Raw genomic sequence first — 20983 nt, 5'->3', positions numbered from 1 at the left:
CCACCTCCCTCCTCCCCCTATCTCGTTTCGTATTTTGATTCATTCTTTGTTATAGCATTTGTTTATGAGGATGATGACGACGATGATGACGACGATGATGACGACGATGACGACGACGATGATGACGACTGATCGGACCGGTGCGTGTGAATCAGTCATCTAACTCGTAATCCCACGACGGACGTCCATCGACCGTCCTGGAGTTCGACGGACGACGTACCATCCTATCGACAGGCCCTTATGGGCGGTTCCCGAACCCCTGGCTATGACTGCCGTCGGCATCGACGCGATCGAGATCCGCACGGGCAAGCTACAGCTCGACCTGCCGAACACCTTCGCCCCCAAAAAGGGCGAGGACCCCGAGAAGTACACGAAGGGGCTCGGCCTCGAGACCTCCTCGTTCCCGGACGTCTACGAGGACATCGTCACGATGGGGGCCAACGCGGCCAAGTCGTTGCTCGACCGGAAGGGACTGGCACCCGACGAGATCGGTCGGATCGACGTCGCGACCGAGTCGGCGTTCGACCACTCGAAGCCGGTCTCGACCTACATCGCCGGCTGTCTCGAACAGGTCTACGACGGCGACTTCCGACACGCCAACAAGGGCGAACGGAAGTTCGCCTGCGTCTCGGGCACCCAGGCGATCGACGACGCATACAACTGGATCCGCGCCGGCCGCAACCGCGGTCGCGCGGCGCTGGTGATCGCGACCGACACGGCGCTGTACGAGCGGGGCGACCCCGGCGAGGCCACCCAGGGCGCCGGCGCCGTCGCGATGCTCGTCACCGAGGACCCCTCGATCGTCGAGCTATCGACCGAACAGGGCTACGGAAGCATGGACGAGACGGACTTCCTCAAGCCGAACCAGCAGTTCCCCAGCGTCGACGGCAAGCGTTCGATGCAGGTGTATCTCTCCCGAATGCGCGAGGCGCTCGAGGACTACGAGTCGATCGTCGGTCCCGTCGAGCCCGACACCGTCGCGTACGCTCCGTTCCACACCCCGTTCCCGGGAATGGTCCGGAAGGCGGGGCTGTTCGCCTACCGACACATCACCCGAAACACCTCGATCGAGGACGATCTGGCCGAGTCGATCGGCCGTCAGCCCCGCGAGGACGACTACGAGTCCCGGGAGGCCTACGAGGAGGCGATCAGCGAGTATATGGACGCGCTCAAGGGGACCGACCGGTATCAGGAGTGGTACGCCGAGACGATCGAGCCGACCCTCGGGCTCTCGCGGGTAGTCGGCAACTGGTACACCGGATCGGTCCACCTGGCTCGCGCGAGCGCGCTCCGTGACGCCGCCGAGCGCGGCCTCGACGACGCGTTCGTCGGCGAGCGCCTGTTGGTCGGTTCGTACGGCTCCGGCGCCCAGGCGGAGATCCACTCCGAGACGGTCCGGCCCGGCTGGCGCGAGGAGATCGAGGCGCTCGACATCGACGAGCAGCTCGCGTCGCGGTACGACCTCTCCTTCGAGGAGTACACGCAGGTCCACGAGGTCCACGACTACGACAAGTCGGTCGACGTCGAGGAGTTCACCGTCCCCGACGGCGAGTTCGTCTTCACCGGCTGGGGCCGGATGAACGAGCGCACCTACGACTACGTCGAGTAGGTCCCGTATTCGCCCACCGCGGGACGCACGATTCCGCGTCGATCAGGCGTCCGGGTCGATCGGCACCCCGTCCTCGGTCCGCGGGGCGATATGGTCGATGAACGATTCGACGTCGGGCTCCCGGACCGTCACCGAGACGTCGATGTCGCCGAGTTCGTCCGGCGAGCCGACCGCGAAGGTCACGACGCCCTCGAAGGCGGGCTGTTTCTTGATCGCGAACTCGAACCCGTCCTCGTCGGCAGTCTCGAAGAACACGCGGCGAGCCGTATCGAGGATCTCCTGCTCGTGGAGCACGTCCGAGAACGGATCCAGCGTGTGCGTCTCTGCGACGAGTCGGCCGTCGCGGAACGTCAGCTCCGCCTCCGGGAAGACGTGTCTGACGGCGTCGGCGACCCGGTCGGTGACCTCCGTGTCGTTGACCGGAGCCTCGATCCGCACGTCGATACTGTAGATCACGATCCGTCACCCCGTTCGGCCCGGACGGCATCGCCCCCGGTCGTGTCGTCGGACTCCGCGTCGATCCCGAGAAGGTCCCGGATCCGGTCGCGAAACGCCGACAGCGAGTCGGTGTTGTCGATCTCGACGTCGGCCGCGTCGATCACCTCGCCAAGCCCGAGATCGAGCTCCCGTTCGTCGCGCTCCCGGAGGGCCTCGATGTCCGCGTCGGCCGCGTCGCGGCCCCGTTCGGCGAGTCGGTCGGCGCGAACGTTGAACGGCGCCCGGATCGCCACGAGCGTGAAGTCGTCGTCGAACGCCTCCCGGAACCGCTCGAGCTCGACCGGTGACCGGAGCCCGTCGACGAGCACCGTTTCCACGTCCGACCCCGCCGTCTCGATCGCCTCCCGGATCCGGGGGACGGTCCGGGCCGCGATGGCGTCGGGTCCCTCCTCCTCGCGAAGCTCGCCGGCGACTCGACCGTGGTGCTCGGCCGGATCGAGCCCGCGGTTTCGACACGCCTCGCGGATCACGTCGCCCATCACGACGACCGGAATCCCCGCTTCCGTCGCGACCGTCGCCGCTTCCCCCTTTCCGCTTCCGGGAAGCCCGACGGTACCGATAACGCGCATTACTCCGTCGTCGGCCGCGACCGCCATTAAGCGCTGCGGAGCGACCCCGATCCGGTCGGTCGCGCCGGCGACGACGTCGATCGACGATGATCGACGGTCGCGAACCTCATCCCTTATAAGCGATCGACCGTACGTTCCGATGAGGGCACGTAGCTCAGCCAGGAGAGAGCGTCGGACTTCTAATCCGATGGTCGTGGGTTCGAATCCCACCGTGCTCGTTCACTTCGTTCACTCGCACGGTGTACCCCCGTTCGCGTTGCTCACGGGGATCCCACCGTGCCCGTACACCTCATTCACTCGCGCGGTTGACCCCCGTTCGCGTTGCTCACGGGGATCCCACCGTGCCTGTACGTCGGCGTCGTCGATTCCGTGACCACACGTCGTCGTCGTGCTCGTCCGTTGGCGTACGCGGGTTTATAAACCGCCGGCGGCCCTAGAGCCCCTCGCCCTGATACTCGCCGTCGTAGGTGTCCTCGTGGTCCGCCGCGGCGAGGACGAGCTGGGCGATCCGTGCGTCGCGTTCGATCGTGATCGGTCGGCCGACCTGCAGGAGTCCCTCGCCGACCCCCTCATAGCCCGCGTCCCAGACCGCGGTGTTGAGCATACAGGAGTTCCGCAACAGCGAGGAGCGTGGGTAGACGAACCCGACGTGCCCCTCGGGGATCCGGACCGGTTCGCCGTACTCGACGACGTAGGCACCGGGTTCGAACCGATAGACGTCCTCGTCGTCTGCATCCCCGTCCGCGATCGGTACCGGCGTTCGGTCGCCGACCGTCTTTCCGTCGCGGCCGATGTGTCCCTGGGTGGTCTGCTCGTAGGCGGTTCCGAGGGTGAGATCGACGCCGTTCGGCTGTCGCTGTGCGGCCGTGAGGTCGGCGCCGGCCGCCTCGAGCGCGGCGGCGACGCGGGCTCCGGATTCGAACATACCCAGCGATCGATCCCCAGCCGGCAAAACCGTATCGACGGGTTATGCCGGAGCCACACGACGGGCCCACGTCGGAGTCACGCGACGACATTCAACGGCGCCGTCGAGACCGATCGGCGTCGATCGCCGTCGATCGCCGTCCGTGTCCTATGTTCTCACTGACCAGTTTTGTTGCGTGTTACCGCGATCTCGATCACCCCAAAATTGCCGGACACAGCGATCCTACACGGTCGTATAGGCGAAAAACTCGCGGGATTTATATCCGAGGCGACTCGACTTACGGTCGATATGGGACAAACGATAACTGAGAAAATCCTCGATGACCATCTCGTCGACGGCGAGCTGACGCCCGGCGAGGAGATCGGCATCGATATCGATCAGGTACTCACGCAGGACACCACGGGGACGATGGTCTGGCTCCAGTTCGAGGCGCTGGACATGGACGAGGTCCAGACGGAGCTGGCCGCGCAGTACTGTGACCACCAGACCTACCAGTTCGACTTTAAGAACACCGACGACCACCGCTTCCTCCGTTCGGCCGCGGGCACCTATGGCGCATACTTCTCCCGCCCCGGCAACGGCATCTGTCACCAGGTTCACAAGGAGAACTTCGCGGCGCCCGGCAAGACCCTCCTCGGCTCCGACTCGCACACGCCGACCCCCGGCGGGCTCGGCCAGTTCGCGATCGGCGCCGGCGGGCTCGACATCGCCGTCGCGATGGGCGGCGGCGCCTACTACGTCGAGATGCCCGAGGTCGTCAACGTCCACCTCGAGGGCGAGCTGCCCGAGTGGGCGACGGCGAAGGACATCGCGCTGCACCTGCTCGGCGAGCTGACCGTCAAGGGCGGCGTCGGCAAGGTCTTCGAGTACACCGGCCCCGGCGCGGAGTCGCTCACCATCCCCGAGCGGACGACGATCACGAACCTCGGCACCGAGCTCGGCGCCACCTCCTCCATCTTCCCGACCGACGAGAAGACGAAGAGCTGGCTCGCCCGACAGGGCCGCGAGGACGAATACGTCGAGCTGCAGCCCGACGACGACGCCGAGTACGCCGAGGAGATCACGGTGAACCTCGACGACCTCGAGCCGCTCATCGCGTGCCCGTCGATGCCCGACAAGGTCGTCCCGGTCGACGAGGTCGCCGGGACCGAGGTCGAGCAGACGATCATCGGATCCTGTACGAACGGCGCCTACGAGGACATCCTCCCGGCCGCGAAGATGCTCGAGGACCGCGAGGTCGCCAAACACACCGAGATGATCATCGCGCCCGGCTCCAAGCAGGCCTCCGAGATGCTGGCCCGTGAGGGCTGGACCGCCGAGCTGATGGCCGCCGGCGTCAACTTCTCCGAGGCGACGTGTGGTGCCTGTATCGGCATCGGGCACGTGCCCGCCTCCGACTCCGTCTCCCTGCGGACGTTCAACCGCAACTTCGAGGGTCGTTCCGGAATCGAGGACGACTCCGTCTACCTCTGTTCGCCCGAGGTGGCCACCGCGGCCGCGATCAAGGGCGAGATCGTCGACCCACGTGATCTGGCCGACGACCTCGGCGACCTCGAGGCCCCCGGCCTCGAGATGGGCGACACCTACACCGACGGAATGGGCCAGGACGACGCCGACATCATCACGCCCGAGGAGGCCATCGACGACGAGCTGATCAAGGGCCCGAACATCGGCGACGTCCCCCTCCGGGACGGCATCGACTCCGAGGTCGACGGCGAAGCCCTCCTCAAGATGGAGGACAACATCACGACCGACCACATCATCCCGGCGACGGCGGACATCCTCAAGTTCCGCTCGAACATCGACCGGCTCTCGGACTTCACGCTCTCGCGCATCGACGACACCTTCGCCGACCGCGCCCGCGAGGCCGACGGCGGCGTGCTCGTGGCCGGCGAGAACTACGGTCAGGGCTCCTCGCGTGAGCACGCGGCCCTGTGTCCGATGTACCTCGGCATCGAGGCGGTCTTCGCACAGAGCTTTGCCCGCATCCACAAGGCGAACCTCTTCAACTTCGGGATCGTCCCGCTCGAGATCGACGCCGAGACCTACGACCGGATCGACCAGGGTGACGACCTCGATATCCTCGAGGACGTCGACGCCGCGGTCCGCGCGGGCCAGGAGGAGTTCCAGGTCAGCGTGAACGGCGACTGGGAGTTCACCGCGACGCTTGACGCCTCCGACCGCGAGCTCGACATCCTCGCGGCCGGCGGCAAGCTCTCCTGGACGAAACGGCAGCACCAGTCCGACGGCGCCGCGCCCGCCGACGACTGATCACGGTCGAACCGCTCGGCCGACCCGAGCACGACTCTCACGTTCTTTGCCACGTTCGGCGGAACCGAGCACCGACCGGCGTCGGCCATAGCCTTACAAGACGGGACGACGAACGGGGCGGGTATGGACGACCTCCCCGATGATGCAGACGTCGTCATCGTCGGCGGCGGGGTGATGGGAACGAGCACGGCGTTCTTTCTCGCCCGGGAGACCGACCGCGACGTGCTGCTTCTCGAGAAGGACGCGATCGCCGCGGGGTCGACGGGCGACTCCTCGGCGATCCTCCGACACCACTACGGAGACCAAGCGATCTACAGCCGGATGGCCTGGTGGAGCCACGAGTTCTACCGGCGCTTCGAGGCGGAGACGGGTCAGCCGCTCTCACACGCCGAAAACCCGCTCGTCCGATTCGGCGTCGAGGGGACGCCGAGCGGCGAGTACGCCCAGGACGGGTACGAGGTCCTCTCGGAGTTGGACGTTCCGGTCACGCGGTACGAACGCGAGTCGCTCCCCGACCGATATCCGATGGTCGCGGACGCCGAGCGGTACGACTTCGCGGTCTCCGACGACGCGGCCGGGTACTCGGACGGCTCCGACGCCGCGAGGGGGTTCGAGCGCGCCGCGCGGGAGCAGGGGGCGACCGTCGTCACCGGCACCGCCGTCGAGTCGATCGTGACCGACGAGAACGGGAGCACGGTCGTCGGCGTCGACGTCGACGGGACGCGGATCGCGTGTTCGGAAGTCGTAATCGCCGCGGGTCCCTGGACGCCGCGGCTCGCGGAGACGGTGGGCGTGGAGCTGCCGATCGTCCCCACCAGGGAACAGGTCCTGCTCCTCGACCCGCCCGCGGAGTACGCCGAGCGGTATTCGTCGCTCGTGCCCACGACCGCGCTGCCCGGCGGGGAGTGGTACGTCCGACCCGACGTCGGCGGCGGAATCCTCGTCGGAACCCATCACACCGGGGAAGCGGTCGACCCCAACGAGTACGACGCGACGCCGGACGAGTCGACGATCCTCGAGCTGGTCGACCAGCTCGGCGACCTGATCCCCGAGCTGCGCGATGCGGGGATCCAAGGCCGCTACTGCGGCATCTACTCGAACACGCCCGACCACGACTTCATCATCGACGCGGTCGGCCCGGCAGGCTGTTACGTCGCCTGCGGCTTCTCGGGACACGGCTTCAAACAGGCGCCCGCGGTGGGCCGGATCGTGACCGACCTGGTCACCGAGGGCACGAGCGAGTTCGTCGACCTCGAGTACTTCTCGCTGAGCCGGTTCGAGGGGTCCCCGGAGGGGCACGGTGCGCCTGCCGACAACGTGTGACCAACGTCGAACTGGGGGAGCAAACTCGGATCGAGAAACGCGGATCCAAAGCCTCGAAGCGATCCGTCTACTCGACGAGCTCGATCTCGTCGTCGCCGTGGGGAACCACGCAGATGAACGCCCCGCGCTCGGGGCCGTCGTTGTGGTAGGCGTGCTCGGTACCGGCCGGAATGAACAGCGAGTCGCCGTGTGAGACCGTCCGCTCCTCGTCGTCGAGGGTCACGGTGTACTCGCCGGCGAGGACGTACTGGACGTGCTCGACCGCGTTCGTGTGCAGCGGGACGGTCGCGTCCGGTTCGAGGATGAATCGGCGCATCGCGACGTTCGGCGCGCCGTCGGTCTCGTCGATCAACACGCCGCGGCCCAGTCCGTCGGCGGCCTCGACGACCTCGTAGTCGACCTCCGAATCGCGGGTTATCGTCGGCGTCGGGTCGGACATACGATCGGGGTCGGGGCGACGGGATAAAGACGTGCGGATCGAGCAGTCGAAATCGGACGATCGTGATGGCGTGAGCCGTACGCGACGGGGTCGCGCTACAGGAAGTCCTCGACGTGGTCGGCGACTTCCTCGGGGGTATCGCCGACGGGAACGCCTGCGTCGTTGAGCGCGTTGATCTTGGACTCGGCGGTGCCGGTGCCGGAGCCGGAGACGATGGCGCCGGCGTGGCCCATCCGCTTGCCCGGCGGCGCGGTGCGGCCGGCGATGAAGCCGGCGACCGGCGTGTCCATGTGTTCGCCGATGAACTTGGCGGCCTGCTCCTCGTCCTCGCCGCCGATCTCGCCGCACATCACGACGGCGTCGGTCTCCTCGTCGGCCTCGAACGCCTCGAGCGCGTCGATGAAGGAGGTGCCGATGATCGGGTCGCCGCCGATGCCGACCGCGGTCGTCTGGCCGATGCCGCGGTTGGTGAGGTTATCGACGACCTGGTAGGTGAGCGTGCCCGACCGCGAGACGAGCCCGACGTTGCCGTCGGTGAAGATGTTGCCCGGCAGGATGCCGAGTTTCGACTCGCCCGGCGTGATGATCCCGGGACAGTTGGGGCCGAGCAGTCGCGTGTCGACCTCCGAAAGGCGCTTGTTCACCTTGGCCATGTCCTGGGTCGGGACGCCCTCGGTGATCGCCACCACGAGGTCGAGGCTGGTGTCGAGCGCCTCGAAGATCGCGTCCGCGGCGAACGCCGGCGGCACGAAGATCACGGAGGCGTCCGCGTCCTCGGCCTCGACGGCCTCGTCGACGGTGTCGTAGACGGGGACGCCGGCGACTTCCTCGCCACCCTTGCCGGGGACTGCGCCCCCGACGACGTTCGTCCCGTATTCGATCATCTGTTCGGCGTGGAACTTCCCCTCCCCGCCGGTGATGCCCTGTACCACGACTCGTGTGTCATCGTCCACGAATACACTCATTGTTCTACCTCCGCGGCATTGGCGACCGCACGCTGGACGGCGTCCTCCAGCGTCTCCTCGACCTCGACGAGGTCGGCGTTCAGGATCTCCATCCCCTCCTCGGCGTTCGTTCCGGCGAGCCGGACGACCACCTTCTTGGGGATCTCGTCGAACTGCTCGAGGGCCTCGTTGATCCCCTTGGCGACCTCGTCGCCGCGAGTGATCCCGCCGAAGATGTTGAAGACGACGGCGTCGACGTTCTCGTCGGAGAAGACCATGTCCAGCGCGTTCGTGACGCGCTCGGCCTTCGCCCCGCCGCCGATGTCGAGGAAGTTCGCGGGCGACCCACCGTAGTGGTCGACGAGGTCGAGCGTCGTCATCACGAGCCCGGCGCCGTTGCCGATGATGCCGACGTTGCCCGACAGGCGGACGTAATCGAAGCCGTACTCGCCGGCCTTGCGCTCGAGGTCGTCCTCGTAGGACTCCTCGGCCATCTCGGAGAGTTCGGGCTGGCGGAACAGCGCGTCCTCGTCGATGTTCATCACGGCGTCGGCCGCGATCACGTCGCGGTCGCTCGTGATCATCACCGGGTTCACCTCGATCTCGGAGGCGTCGCTGTCCTCGTAGAGGTCGTACAGCGTCGAGAGGATGGAGGCGACGTCACCGGCGACGTCGGCGTCGACGCCGGCGTCGTAGACGACCTTGCGGGCCTGGTAGGGATGCAGGCCGAAGGCCGGGTCGACGTGCTCGCGGGCGATCGCGTCGGGGTTCTCGGCGGCGACCTCCTCGATGTCGACGCCGCCCTCGGTCGAGACCATCAGGACGGGCTGGCCCTCGCCGCGGTCCATCGTCACGCCGACGTAGAGCTCATCGACGAAGTCGACGCCGGCCTCGACGAGGACGCGGTCGACGGTGTAGCCCTTCAGATCCATCCCCAGGATCTCCTCGGCGTACCGTTCGGCCTCCTCGCGGTCGGTCGCGATCTTGATGCCGCCGGCCTTGCCGCGGCCGCCGACGTGTACCTGTGCCTTGATGGCGGCCGGGTACCCGATCTCGTCGACCGCGTCGAGGACCTCCTCGACGGATTCGGCCAGCTGCGAGTCGGGAACCGGGATCCCGGAATCGGCGAAGATTCCCTTCGCCTGATACTCGTGAAGTTTCATTGGCGTCCGAAAAGGGGGTCGTCGGGCGCTTAAATCCCGCTCTTTCGACTCGCGAACCGGGCCCCCGTTCGATCCGGAACGACAACGGTTTTGCCGGTGGTGAACGCGCTCCTCGGACGATGGATCGGGAGTTTCTCCGCCGTCTTCCTCGTCGGCGTCTCCGTCCCGGTCTGGTACAATCCGTTCGTGACGGCCGAGGAAGTTCTCACGACGTGGCTCCGACGGATCGAGCAGAAGACGGAGCGGCGCCGGTGAGGGTCGTCGTCTGGGCGTCGATCGTCGTGGTCGCGCTGCTCGCCGTTCGGCGCGCCCCGATCACACCGTGGGGTCCCCACCCGTCCCGTTTCCGGGGTCGTGTTCGTCTATGAAGGCGTCGATCCGGTCCCACGTGAGCCTCGTTCGGGCGCCGTACTCCTGGGTCGCGAGGGCGCCGGCGGCGTTGCCGATCCGGAGCGCGTACCCGAGGTCGGCGGTCCGGAGATGGGGCGCTGTGGCTCCCGGGATCCCGCGGCTCGAACCCGCGTGATCGGCCGAATCACCGGCATCCGCGTCCGCCGCGAGTTCGGGCCCGAGTTCGTTCCCGATCTCGGGTTCGCGGCCGCGCGCGGACTCGAAACACGCGGCGATGAAGCCGGCGGCGAACGCGTCGCCGGCGCCGGTCGTATCGACCGGATCGGCCGGGAAGGCGGGCACACGACACCGATCTCGCTCGGCTGTGTCGACGGTGCCGGCAGTGTCGCCGGTGCCGGTGGTGTCGCCGGTGCCGGTGGTGTCGACGGCATCGGCAGCGTCGGCGATGTCGGTGGCGCCGGCGGTGGGGTCCCGGACCGCGGCGCCCTCGCTGCCGAGCTTGACGACGAGGGTCGGCGCCCCCGTCGCCGCCGGGTCGAAGCCGGCCTCCTCGAGCGTCGCCGCCTCGCGACGGTTCACCAACAGGACGTCGACGTACTCGAACGCGCTCGTGTAGCCGCGGTCGCCGATCCGCCGACCGGGGTCGAAACTCACCGCGGCGCCGTGGTCGGCCGCCGCCCGAGCGAGTTCCGTCGCCACCTCCGGGTCCTGTCCGGTCAGATGCAGGTGGTCGAGGTCGGCGAGTCGAGCCGCGGGGAGGTCGGCGGCGGTATACGCCTCGTTGGCGCCCGACGCGGACAGCACCATCACCTCGCCGGCGGCGTCCACGATGAGGTACTTCACCGACGTGCGGCGGTCCTCACGGACCGACACGGGATCGCAGTCGACGCCGGATCGGTCGAGTTCGCGCAGTGTTAACGTACCCGGATCGTCGTCTCCGACGCTGCCGAACAGCTCGGCACGAACCCCGAACCCCGACAGGCCCGTGGCGACGTTCGCCGCGCTTCCGCCGCCGGCCTGCCGGAGGTGGTCGATCGGTCGTTCACCGTCCGGCTCGGGAAGCTGCTCGACCTGCATCGTGACGTCCCAGTTGACGTGGCCCGCACACACCACTCGCGGCGTCTCGTGGACGTCGTCGGCCGGCCCGTCGGCGTTCCGGGTCACGGTTCCGCCCACGGGGTCTGAGCCCCGTCGCCGAACAGCTCGCGCATCAGCGTGACGATGCTTTCGGGCGGGAACTGGCCGCTTTCGGTGACGATCGCGTCCATGTATCGCGGTGGCGTCACGTCGAAGGCGGGATTCTCGACGGCGATGTCGCCGATCCCGGCACGCGTTTCGGGATCGATCACTTCGTCCTCGTCGCGGGTCTCGATCTCGACGGTGTGGCCCGTCAGCGTCTCCGGGTGGAGCTTGATCGTCTGGGCCGCCGTCATGATCGGGACGCCGCGCTCCCGGGCGTTGACCGCGAGTCCGGAGGTGCCGATCTTGTTGATGACGGAGCCGTCGGCGGCGATCGAGTCCGCTCCGACGAGTACGTGGTCGGCCTCGTCGAGGTACCGACGCGCCGCGGAGTCGACGATGAGGGTGACCGGCACGTCCAGTTCCCGGAGCGCCTCGGCGGTGATGTGGCCCTGCTTTCGGGGACGGGTCTCCTTGACGATCGCCGACAGGGATTTCCCCTGGTCCAGGGCGGCCTCGATGCAGGCCAGCGCGTCCGTGGAGTGACAATGCGTCATCACCACGTCGCCGTCCTGGAGTCGGTTCGCGCCGACCTCCCCGAGTCGGTCGCGGGCCTCCCCGAGCCGGCGCGTGAATCGGGCGCTCGCTCGGACCACGCGTCGCCGGAGCGCCTCGACGTCCTCGCCCTCCATCCGCTGGAGCACGTACCGGAGCGCATTGGGCAGCGAGACCGCCGTGGGACGGGTCTCGTGGAGTCGGCGGGCGGCGGCCCGCATCGTCGCCCGGAACCGCGCGGGGTCATCGACGTCCGTTCCCCGGGCCTGTTCGGCAAGCGCCTCCGCGGCGGCACCGGCGATCGTCGCGGCGCCCCGGATCTCCATCGACGCGATCGACTCGGCGGTGTCCTCGACGGCCGGCACGAGGTCGGCGGCTCCGCGGTCGTCGGTCATTCCGTGAGTGTTCGTGCCCTGACCACTTATACGACCAGCCCGGATCCGGGCTCGACGCCCCCGATAGTTCGACGATCGTCGATCTCGGAATCGTCGCATAACAGAACCCTTTTGCCCCGTCTGGCGGACTCACACACAATGAGTCAGGGTGGTCCGACGTGACGATGGACGACCGGATCGACGACCTCCGAGAGCGCCGGGAGCGGGCGCAAAAGGGCGGCGGCGAGGACCGCATCGCGTCCCAACACGAGAAGGGCAAGATGACCGCTCGCGAGCGGATCGACTACTTCCTCGACGACGGGACGTTCCACGAGTTCGACCAGTTCCGGACCCACCGTAACCACTCCTTCGGGATGGAGGAGACGAAGATTCCCGGCGACGGCGTCGTGACGGGATACGGCGACGTGAACGGCCGCAAGACGTTCGTCTTCGCGCACGACTTCACCGTCTTCGGCGGATCGCTCGGCGAGGTGTTCGCCGAGAAGATCTGCAAGCTGATGGACACGGCGATGGAGGTCGGCGCGCCCGTCGTCGGCCTGAACGACTCGGCCGGCGCCCGGATCCAGGAGGGCGTCGGCGCCCTCGGCGGGTTCGCGGAGATCTTCCGGCGAAACACCGAGGCCTCCGGCGTGATCCCACAGATCTCCGGGATCATGGGCCCCTGTGCCGGCGGCGCCGTCTACTCCCCGGCGATCACCGACTTCACCGTGATGGTGAAGGACACCTCCCACATGTTCATCACCGGGCCGGACGTGATCGAGACGGTGACCGGCGAGGAGGTGACCTTCGAGGAGCTCGGCGGCGCGGTCACCCACTCCTCGCGGACCGGCGTCGCCCACTTCGCCGAGGAGTCCGAGGAGGCGGCGCTCGACCGGATCGCTCGCCTGCTGTCGTACCTCCCGCAGAACAACGTCGAGGACCCGCCGCGAGTCGATCCCTGGGACGATCCCGAACGCGCCGACGAGGAGCTCGAGACGATCGTTCCGGACGCGCCGCGAAAACCCTACGACATGACCGAGGTGATCGAGCGCATCGTCGACGAGGGATCGTTCCTTGAGGTGCAGGCGAACTTCGCGAAGAACCTCGTGATCGGCTTCGCCAGGCTCGACGGTCGGTCGGTCGGGATCGTCGCGAACAACCCGCGGGTCAACGCCGGCACGCTCGACATCGAGGCCAGCCAGAAGGGCGCTCGCTTCATCCGGCTGTGTGACGCGTTCAACGTCCCGATCCTCACCTTCGAGGACGTGCCGGGCTTCATGCCCGGCACCGACCAGGAGCACAACGGGATCATCCGCCACGGCGCGAAGCTGCTGTACGCCTACTCGGAGGCGACCGTCCCGCTGCTCACCGTCATCACCCGCAAGGCCTACGGCGGCGCCTACTGCGTGATGGCCTCGAAACACGTCGGTGGCGACGTCAACTACGCCTGGCCGACCGCTGAGATCGCGGTGATGGGCCCGAAGGGCGCGGTGAACGTCCTCTATCGCGAGGAGCTGGCCAACGCCGAGGACCCCGAGGCACGCCGGCAGGAGCTGATCGAGGAGTATCGCGAGGAGTTCGCGAACCCCTACACCGCCGCCGACCGCGGCTACATCGACGACGTGATCGAACCGACCGAGACCCGGGCGCGGCTCGTCGACGATCTCGATCTGCTGGCGAGCAAGCGAGCCGATCTCCCCGAGAAGAAACACGGTAACCTCCCGATCTAACCAGATGCCGACGAACACGACCGGGACGGACTCCTCCGACGCGGACTCCTCAGACGCGGACGTCCGCGACCGACTCTCGATCCCCGCCGACGCCGACGACGAGGAGGCCGCCGCCATCGTCGCCGCCATCGCGGCCCATCTGCGGGATCGGGATCGCGCTCGCGCCGTCGCGGTGGCGGCTGCACACGCTCACGGCGAGACGGACGACGACTGGAACGGCGATCGATGGGCGTTCGCGGGACGAACGGCCGCGCTCGGGGGGCGGACCGGCCGTGTTCCCGACGGGGCACCCCGTGACGCCTGGACCGCGGCCGGCCGGCGTGACCGCTTTTAAACCTATCAGTCGTCGTCGCCGTCGCCGCCGTCGCCGCCGTCGTCGCCGCCATCGTGTCGTGCCGCGGTCGGGTTCACGCGCGCGAACTCGACCCCGGCCCGGCGTGCCGTGCGCGCGTCGCGGTCGGAATCCCCGACGAATATCGACCGCTTCGGGTCGGCCGAGAGCGCCTCGATCGTCGCCCGAAGCGGCTCGGGATCGGGTTTGTACGTCCCGATCGTGTCGCGGCCGACGATCGCGCTCACTCGATCGTCGATCCCATGGGCCCGAAGGGCGATCCGGCAGGCCTCCTCGGCGTTGAGCGAGCAGACCCCAGTCCGGGACGCTCGATCGGTCGAGAGCGCGTCCGCGACCGCGAGCCGTCGCGACTCCCGGGCGCCGTCGTGTTCGTGGGCGGCGATGGCCGCCTCGACGGCGTCGGCGATGCCGTACTCGGGGGCCGCCTCGAGGAGGTCCCAGAGGCGGTCGCTCGGGGGTTTGACCGCGTGTTCGGTGTACACGGCGAGCACGTCCTCTGCGACGACGTTCCAGTCGACGGTCAGCCGGACGAGCGTCCCGTCGAGGTCGTAGATCACGGCGTCGTAGGCGTCGGGATCGAACCCGAGATCGAACTCGGTCATACCTCACGATTGGGAGGCAGTCACACTGTGTGTTTCGGTCCGCGTGATCGCCGCGGGGTCCCTCGCTCCCCGGCAGTTACTCCTCGTCGGCCGCCTCCCACAGGGCGTACATATCGTCACGCGGGGGCTCGGGAATCAGGGTCCCGTCGAGGACGACGGACCCGCCGGCGTCGGTCCCGCCGTGGTCGCCCGACCCGCCATCGGTCGGCAGTATCTCGCCGATCGTCGCCGCCGCGATGCTGACCGATTCGACGGCCTCGATGGCCTCCGCGGTCCGGTTCGGCGGAACGGCCGCAAGCAGCGCGCCGGAGCCGAACGTCCGAAGCGGGTCGACGCCGACCGCCGCACAGCACGCCCGGGTTTCCGGGCGGATCGGGACGTCCGAGCGGTGGATCTCCGCACGAACGCCGGCCGCGTTCGCCATCTCGTGGAGGGCGGTGAGCAGGCCGCCCTCCGTCGGGTCGTGCATCGCCGTGGCGAACTCCCGGATCGCGGCCGCCTCGGGCACGACGCTGACGTCGTCGAAGAAGCCGCGGGCGGCCTCGAGGGTCGCCTCCTCCACGCCGGCGGCCCGACACTCCTCGGCGAAGTCGCTCGCGAGGATCGCCGTCGCCTCGATGCCGGCGCCCGTCGTCAACACGAGCCGATCGCCGGGACGTGCGCCGCCGGACGGGAGGAACCGGTCCGTGGTTCCCATCGCGGTCATCGAGAGGAGCGGCCGGTCGATCGCGGGGAGGTATTCGGTGTGGCCGCCGACGATCGCGACGCCGAGGTCGCTCGCCGTCTCGTCCAGTTGTGTGGCGAGCGTCCGGCGCGTGTCGGGGTCCTCATCGGGGAGAAAGACGGTGCTCGTCACCCACCGTGGGTCCGCGCCGCTGACCGCGACGTCGTTGCACGCGACGTGGATCCCGAGCTGGCCGGCGCGTTCGGCCGCAAGCGAGATGGGATCGGCGCTCACCACGAGCGTCCGGTCGCCCAGATCGATCGCGGCCGCGTCCTCGCCGTAGGCGGCGCCCTGGATCACGGACGGGTCGTCAGCGCCCACGGCACCGAGGAAATCCGCGAGCCCCTCGGGATCGAGTTTGCCCGTCATCGCTCGGCGTCAGGAGTGACGAGGGCGGTTGCCTCGGACCGGAGAAACTCGACGACTGCCGCGGGTTCGGCGTCCAGTCCCCCGCCCTGGGCGAACGTCCGGCTTCCGCCGCCTCCGCCGCCGAACTCGTCGGTGACCGTGTCGACGATCCCGCCGGCGTCGAGGGACGCCTCCCCCGTCGTCGCGACGACCACGAACGGCGTGCCGTCCGCGCCGACGACGGCCACGACATCCGGGAATTCGGGGTCGGTCCCCACGGCGTCCTCGACCGGGTCCTGCAGATCGTTCGGGCCGACGTCGGCAAGCGGACCGTCATCGTCGATCGTCCCGACGGCCCAGGTCGCGGTGGCTGCGTCACCGTCGCCGTCGCCGTGGTCGGAGCCCGCATCGAGGGCGGAAGAACCGGACGCGTCGACCGTCTCGAGGTCCGCGATCCGGGCCGACAGGACCGCCTCCCGCAGCGATGCCACCTCGGCGGCCAACTCGTCGGTCTCCTCGCGGAGTCGGTCCACGGCCGCGGGAAGATCGGCCACGCTCGCGTCCGCCGCGCGACTCGCGGCCCGCGCGGCTCGATGGACGGTGGCGCGGTGGTCGATCCCGGTCGGGCCGACGGCGAACTCGATCCGGGTCCGGCCCTCGCCGGGGTTCGACCGGTCGATGAGTTCGATCGGCCCGATCTCGCGCGTGTTCGAGACGTGGGTGCCCCCGCAGGCGGCGGTGTCCCATCCTTCGATCGTCACGACGCGGACCGACGCCGCCCGGTCGGCCATCGCGCCCTCCTCGGTTCGCTCGTTGAACGCGATGTCGGGCAGCGCTCGCGCCTCCTCGGCCGGCATCGTCTCCCACGTGACGGGGAGGGCGTCCCACACCGCGCGGTTCGAGAGCCGCTCGAGCTCGATCAGGTCGTCCTCGTCGATCGGGTCGGCGGTCGTGAGGTCCACGCGTATCGTCTCGGTACCGATGTCGAAGCCGGCGTAGCCGAGATCGTCGAAACAACGCCGGGCAGCGCCGTAGAGCACGTGAGAGGCCGTATGTGCCCGCATACAGTAGGTTCGGAACGTGGGATCGATCGAACACGCGACCGTCTCTCCGACCGTGACCGGCGGTTCCTCGGCGAGATGGTGGACGACGTCGTCGTCGTCGACCGTCTCGACGTGGGTGACGGCGATGTCGGCGATCGTTCCCCGGTCCGCGGGCTGACCGCCCGACTCGGGGTAAAAGTACGTCTCCGCGAGCTCGACTGCGGTCCCGTCGATCCGCTCGACGGTCGTCTCGAACGCCAGCACGTCGGGATCGGCGGGTGCACGTGAGGCCGTCATACCCACCGGTGGGCGGCGATGATCCAAAAAGGTGCGCGCTTCGGCGGGCGTTACTGTGTGATCGCCGGCCGATGCGGAGACGCTACTCCGCCAACTCGAAGGCGATCTCAACTTCCGCCTGGTACTCCCGCTCGGGCGCGTTCTTCACCTCGACGCCGAACTCCTGTACCTCCGCCCAGTAGACGTTCTCGAGGGTGTCCTCGGCGCGGTCGATCGCGTCGTCGGCCGCGTCGTCGAAGCTCTCGGTGCTCGTTCCGATCAGGGAGATCTTCTTATATACCATACCGCGAGATAGCGCGCGCGGCAGCATAAAAGTACCCCGCGATCCGGTTCGGGCCGCCGCGTCGTTCGCCGGTCGATTCCGGGCTCCGTTCAGGGACTTCCGGGCCGCCCCTGCATCACATCGAACTCGCCGGCGTCGTCGACGCCGATGACCGCCCAGTCGAACGGCGGTTTGAGTTTCAGGAGGTGGTCACGGAGGTCCGTCGCCGCCCGCCGCCACGTCACGAAACATCGCAAGCGCGGCGTCTCGCCGCCATCGGCCAGATACGGCTCCGGATCGGTGGCGTCGTCGGCACACACCGGTGTGACGAGGACGCGTCGCCACTTCCGCTCGGCGACGAATTCGGACCCGTCCCCGTCGACGGTGTATCCTAGTTCACGAAAAACGTCTCTGGCCTCCGTCGTCGGTGGCATGCTAACAGGGGCCATCTACCCGAGGGTTCGGGCTCCTGTGTGATAAACTTTCTCACGACCCGCCGCTGACCGGCGGGAAGAGTGCGAGTTCGTCGCCGTCCTCCAGCTCGGTCGCGAGCCCGTCCTGGTGGAGGACGTTCCGGCCGTTCCGCAGGAGATTGATGTGGTCGGCAAGATCGCCGTCCTCGAGCACTCGATTGCGGAGATCCGGTCGCTCCGCGAGGAGCGCGTCGAGCGCGTCCTCGACCGTATCGCCGGGATCGGCCGCGACGGTCACGGTCCGGTCGCCGGCCAGTTCCGCGAGATCAGCGAACAGCTTCCACTCCATATCCGACACACCGGTTGCCGGGAGTATGAGGGTTGCGTCCCGACTCGCGATCAGCCGCCGTCTTGGGTTCGGTCAGCCGTGCCGTCCCCGCCACCATCGTTCCCGATCCCGTCCGTCGACTCGGCGTCGGCCCCGGCCGCAGCGTCGGACGCCGCCGGTGTCGTTGCCGCGGTTTCGAACCGACGGATGGCATCGAGCCGACCGACGAGGTAGACGGCGTCTCCGGGCTCGAAGACGTCGCTTCTGGGCGGAAGTGCTCGAACGGACCCTTCGGCGGGCCGGATCGCGGCAACGACGGCGGAGACGTCGCCGACCGCGGTGCCGACCAGCTCGCTTCCCGCAGCGACGGTGACGACGCTCATCGTCTCGTCGGCGCTCCGCAGCAGGCTCGCGAACTCGCGGTCGGCCTGCGGCTGGGCGGGAAGCGTCACCAGCCGGTACGCCGCCGCATCGTCGAGGCGCTCCGCGTCCGCGGCGTCGAGCGCGAGCGTCGCCACGTCGCCGGCCGTCGCGCGGAGCTCGGCGGTCGCGACCCGTTCGGGGGTCTCACCGCCGCGCCACACCTGTACGACGTCGCCGGGTGTCGCGGTGTTGGCGGGATCGGCGATGATCGCCACCGCGGCGGTACCCGGCGCGAGCGTCGGCCCGAGGCCGGCCGCCCGGGTTCCGACGGCGAAGTACTCGATCTCGCCGCGCTCGTCGACGTCGACGTCGACGTACGTGATCCCGAAATCCTCCTTCACGCGGGCGACGAGCCGGGTTCGAAGCTCCTCGACGGTCAGCCGCCGGGGGAACAGCAGCGTTTTCTCCGCCATCTCGGCCTTCCGATCGGGGGAGACGGCCTCATAGGACTCCATGTCCTCGATCTCCTCGGCCGGCGGGAGCGTGACTGGAGTCACGCGGCCGACCGTCCGCACGACTGCACCGACCTCTCCCTCGAGTCGCTTGCCGCCGGCCAGCGAGAAGACGTTCCGCGCAACCGTGTCGCCGACGCGGAGGCCTGCCGGGGAGACCGCCGCCGCGACGCCGACGGCGACGACGTTGAACAGGACGGCGTCGAGCCGCAGGAGTTCGAACTCTCCGCCGCCGATCAGCCCGCCCAGCGAGGTCGTGTTGAGGTACAACACGACCACCGCGACGCCGAACAGGATCGCGACGCCCTCCGGGGCCCGCTGACGGAAATACCACCGGTAGAGCGCGGCGATCGCCCCCGTGATCAGCAGTGCCAGACACGCGAACAGCAGGAGGGTCGCGGCCGCCCGCAGGGGCTCGCTGAAGGTGACCACCGAGGCGAGCGGTACGGCGTCGATCGCGGCCGAGAGACCCGCCTCGAGAGCCGATGCTCCGGTTCCGGTCACGCCGCCACCTCCGTGAACCGGTCGAGCGCGTCGCGGGTTCCCACGACGAACAGCTCGTCGCCGGCCGACAGCTCCTGTCCCCCGCGCGGGGCGATCACCCACGATCCGTGCTTCGCGGCCACGATCGCGACGTCGTACCGATCGCGGACGTCGACGTCCCCGATCGTGGTCCCGTCGAGCGGGCCGCCGGCGACGACCGAGACGCGCCGGAAGCGCTTGCCGGCACGGCGGATCAGGGCGGTCAGCTCGAACTCCCGCCGCGTCCCGCGCGAACGGACCAGGACGCTCCCTCGGTCGGCCTCGAGCAACGGACGCGCGTCGGACCGCGTCACTGCGACCGTGATCCGCCCCTCTCCGCCCGTGGTGACGGGAACCGAGAGGGACGGCGCGTCGGCGTCGGTTTCGGAATCGGCTCCCCCGTCGGTGGCGAGGTCGTCATCGGTGGGGTTCCGAGCAGCGGGGGCGCCGTCCACGCGGTCGGCGTCCGGGCTCGATCGTGCCGAGACGACGGTGCCGTCGACGGCGCTGCCGGGCGTGAAAACCGTTACCTCGTCGCCGCGGGCGATGCCGGTCGGCATCAACGCGGCGATCGAGACCGCCCGTCGACCGTCCGGAACCCGCCGCGAAAGGCCACCCGTCGGGGGCGCAGCCTGGACGGTCGCCCGTGCGTGTTCATCGATGCCCACGGAGACGTCCGCGAGCTCGAACTCCGTCCGAAGCCGGTCGGCAAAGCGGGTCTCGAGCTCCGCGATCGGGAGGTCCGCCGGGAACGTCCACTCCCCGTCGGCGATCGATTGACGGGTTTCGGCCGACAGCGGCGGGTAGCCCTCCAGATCGCCGACCTCGCCGACGATCTCGACGCGTGCCCGGCCGCGACCGCCGACGAGTTCGACGACGTCCGCCGAGAGGGTTCGGTTCCGCAGCGAGCGCAACGACAGGCGTTTGGGTGCGTTTGCGCCGAGTGTGTCTCCCTGTGCGTGCGCGTACAGCGCGAGCATCAGGACGACCACGATCGCCGTCAGGATCGCCGGCGCGCGCTCGGAGGCGCGAACCGAGGGATCGTTGAGCGCGAGCAGGCCGCCGTTGACCCCGGCGATCGCGAGCGCCAGGACGACGACACCGAATCCCGGGATCGTCACCCCGGTGAAGTATTTGAACAGGAACCCGAGGACGCCCGAAACGATCGCCGGAATGATCCCGGTGAGCAGTCCCAGATAGATCCCGTAGAGTATCTCGACCGGCAGTTCCATACCCGCCGGTCACACGGCTCACGTATACCGTTATCGGCGGCGTCACGTCGGGGAC

General features: G+C 68.6%; 22 protein-coding genes and 1 tRNA gene. 7 read left to right on the top strand and 16 right to left on the bottom strand.

Going from position 1 to position 20983, the window contains the following annotated elements; all coding sequences use genetic code 11:
* Positions 1–265: 265 nt before the first annotated feature.
* Positions 266–1609, top strand: a complete 1344-nt coding sequence (gene hmgB / locus OQF70_RS02675) for a hydroxymethylglutaryl-CoA synthase (RefSeq protein WP_280535681.1) — start codon at positions 266–268, stop codon at positions 1607–1609.
* A gap of 42 nt (positions 1610–1651) precedes the next feature.
* Here hmgB and OQF70_RS02670 read toward each other — a convergent pair whose 3' ends face one another.
* Together OQF70_RS02670 and OQF70_RS02665 are read right to left on the bottom strand one after the other, a co-directional pair.
* The gene (locus OQF70_RS02670) at positions 1652–2065 is read right to left on the bottom strand and encodes a coaE operon protein (protein WP_092816920.1); all 414 of its coding nucleotides are present in this window, start codon (positions 2063–2065) and stop codon (positions 1652–1654) included.
* On the bottom strand, positions 2062–2676 hold the full coding sequence (locus OQF70_RS02665; RefSeq protein WP_280535679.1) for an AAA family ATPase: 615 nt from the start codon (positions 2674–2676) through the stop codon (positions 2062–2064). Before OQF70_RS02665 ends, OQF70_RS02670 begins: the two co-directional genes overlap by 4 nt.
* Positions 2677–2819: 143 nt before the next feature.
* Here OQF70_RS02665 and OQF70_RS02660 point away from each other — a divergent pair.
* Positions 2820–2894, top strand: a tRNA-Arg gene (locus OQF70_RS02660).
* Positions 2895–3109: 215 nt separating this feature from the next.
* Here OQF70_RS02660 and OQF70_RS02655 read toward each other — a convergent pair.
* Positions 3110–3601, bottom strand: coding sequence for a deoxyuridine 5'-triphosphate nucleotidohydrolase (locus tag OQF70_RS02655; protein ID WP_280535678.1), 492 nt, complete (start codon positions 3599–3601; stop codon positions 3110–3112).
* Between the two features lie 288 nt (positions 3602–3889).
* On the opposite strand from OQF70_RS02655, the gene OQF70_RS02650 reads away from it, so the two are divergent.
* Together OQF70_RS02650 and OQF70_RS02645 are read left to right on the top strand one after the other, a co-directional pair.
* Positions 3890–5872, top strand: coding sequence for an aconitate hydratase (locus OQF70_RS02650; protein ID WP_280535676.1), 1983 nt, complete (start codon positions 3890–3892; stop codon positions 5870–5872).
* Positions 5873–5995: 123 nt separating this feature from the next.
* A complete protein-coding gene (locus OQF70_RS02645) occupies positions 5996–7195 on the top strand; it encodes an FAD-dependent oxidoreductase (protein ID WP_280535674.1) in 1200 nt (399 codons plus the stop codon).
* A 67-nt stretch (positions 7196–7262) separates the two neighbouring features.
* Here the strand turns inward: OQF70_RS02645 and OQF70_RS02640 are convergent, their stop codons facing one another.
* The 3 genes from OQF70_RS02640 to sucC all read right to left on the bottom strand — a co-directional run bounded on the left by OQF70_RS02640 (position 7263) and on the right by sucC (position 9741).
* A complete protein-coding gene (locus OQF70_RS02640) occupies positions 7263–7634 on the bottom strand; it encodes a cupin domain-containing protein (protein WP_280535673.1) in 372 nt (123 codons plus the stop codon).
* A gap of 95 nt (positions 7635–7729) precedes the next feature.
* Positions 7730–8599, bottom strand: a complete 870-nt coding sequence (gene sucD, locus OQF70_RS02635; protein WP_280535672.1) for a succinate--CoA ligase subunit alpha — start codon at positions 8597–8599, stop codon at positions 7730–7732.
* Positions 8596–9741: an ADP-forming succinate--CoA ligase subunit beta gene (gene sucC / locus OQF70_RS02630; protein ID WP_280535671.1), complete on the bottom strand. Its 1146-nt coding sequence runs from the start codon at positions 9739–9741 to the stop codon at positions 8596–8598. The genes sucD and sucC overlap by 4 nt, the downstream gene beginning before the upstream one ends.
* Positions 9742–9840: 99 nt before the next feature.
* Between sucC and OQF70_RS02625 the strand changes: the two genes are divergently transcribed.
* Positions 9841–9996, top strand: coding sequence for a hypothetical protein (locus OQF70_RS02625; RefSeq protein ID WP_280535670.1), 156 nt, complete (start codon positions 9841–9843; stop codon positions 9994–9996).
* Between the two features lie 60 nt (positions 9997–10056).
* Here OQF70_RS02625 and OQF70_RS02620 read toward each other — a convergent pair whose 3' ends face one another.
* A complete protein-coding gene (locus OQF70_RS02620; protein WP_280535669.1) occupies positions 10057–11256 on the bottom strand; it encodes a PfkB family carbohydrate kinase in 1200 nt (399 codons plus the stop codon).
* Positions 11253–12221, bottom strand: a complete 969-nt coding sequence (locus OQF70_RS02615; protein ID WP_280535668.1) for a ribose 1,5-bisphosphate isomerase — start codon at positions 12219–12221, stop codon at positions 11253–11255. The genes OQF70_RS02620 and OQF70_RS02615 overlap by 4 nt, the downstream gene beginning before the upstream one ends.
* A 164-nt stretch (positions 12222–12385) precedes the next feature.
* Here OQF70_RS02615 and OQF70_RS02610 point away from each other — a divergent pair, with 164 nt between their 5' ends.
* Together OQF70_RS02610 and OQF70_RS02605 are read left to right on the top strand one after the other, a co-directional pair.
* On the top strand, positions 12386–13930 hold the full coding sequence (locus tag OQF70_RS02610; RefSeq protein WP_280535666.1) for an acyl-CoA carboxylase subunit beta: 1545 nt from the start codon (positions 12386–12388) through the stop codon (positions 13928–13930).
* A 4-nt stretch (positions 13931–13934) separates the two neighbouring features.
* Entirely contained in the window at positions 13935–14264 is a 330-nt protein-coding gene (locus OQF70_RS02605) for a hypothetical protein (RefSeq protein WP_280535665.1), read from the top strand.
* A 5-nt stretch (positions 14265–14269) separates the two neighbouring features.
* Here OQF70_RS02605 and OQF70_RS02600 read toward each other — a convergent pair whose 3' ends face one another.
* From OQF70_RS02600 to OQF70_RS02565, 8 genes are all read right to left on the bottom strand, one after another.
* A complete protein-coding gene (locus OQF70_RS02600) occupies positions 14270–14884 on the bottom strand; it encodes an HAD-IA family hydrolase (protein ID WP_280535664.1) in 615 nt (204 codons plus the stop codon).
* Positions 14885–14960: 76 nt separating this feature from the next.
* Positions 14961–15977, bottom strand: coding sequence for an AIR synthase family protein (locus OQF70_RS02595; protein ID WP_280535663.1), 1017 nt, complete (start codon positions 15975–15977; stop codon positions 14961–14963).
* Positions 15974–17296 (bottom strand): alanyl-tRNA editing protein, encoded by a 1323-nt coding sequence (locus OQF70_RS02590; protein WP_280535662.1) that lies wholly within the window; start codon positions 17294–17296, stop codon positions 15974–15976. The genes OQF70_RS02595 and OQF70_RS02590 overlap by 4 nt, the downstream gene beginning before the upstream one ends.
* 82 nt (positions 17297–17378) lie before the next feature.
* A complete protein-coding gene (locus OQF70_RS02585; RefSeq protein ID WP_092816935.1) occupies positions 17379–17579 on the bottom strand; it encodes a dodecin in 201 nt (66 codons plus the stop codon).
* 89 nt (positions 17580–17668) lie between these two features.
* On the bottom strand, positions 17669–18007 hold the full coding sequence (locus tag OQF70_RS02580; RefSeq protein ID WP_092816936.1) for a hypothetical protein: 339 nt from the start codon (positions 18005–18007) through the stop codon (positions 17669–17671).
* A 37-nt stretch (positions 18008–18044) separates the two neighbouring features.
* Positions 18045–18320: a ubiquitin-like small modifier protein 1 gene (locus OQF70_RS02575; protein ID WP_280535661.1), complete on the bottom strand. Its 276-nt coding sequence runs from the start codon at positions 18318–18320 to the stop codon at positions 18045–18047.
* A gap of 50 nt (positions 18321–18370) precedes the next feature.
* Positions 18371–19678 carry a TrkA C-terminal domain-containing protein gene (locus tag OQF70_RS02570; protein WP_280535660.1) on the bottom strand — a complete coding sequence of 436 codons (1308 nt, stop codon included), beginning with the start codon at positions 19676–19678 and terminating at the stop codon, positions 18371–18373.
* Positions 19675–20928, bottom strand: a complete 1254-nt coding sequence (locus OQF70_RS02565; protein WP_280535659.1) for a TrkA C-terminal domain-containing protein — start codon at positions 20926–20928, stop codon at positions 19675–19677. Before OQF70_RS02565 ends, OQF70_RS02570 begins: the two co-directional genes overlap by 4 nt.
* Positions 20929–20983: the final 55 nt, after the last annotated feature.

This window comes from Halopenitus sp. POP-27, assembly GCF_029889855.1.
Taxonomy (GTDB): domain Archaea; phylum Halobacteriota; class Halobacteria; order Halobacteriales; family Haloferacaceae; genus Halopenitus; species Halopenitus malekzadehii.
This window is presented reverse-complemented; position numbering and strand designations above follow the sequence as displayed.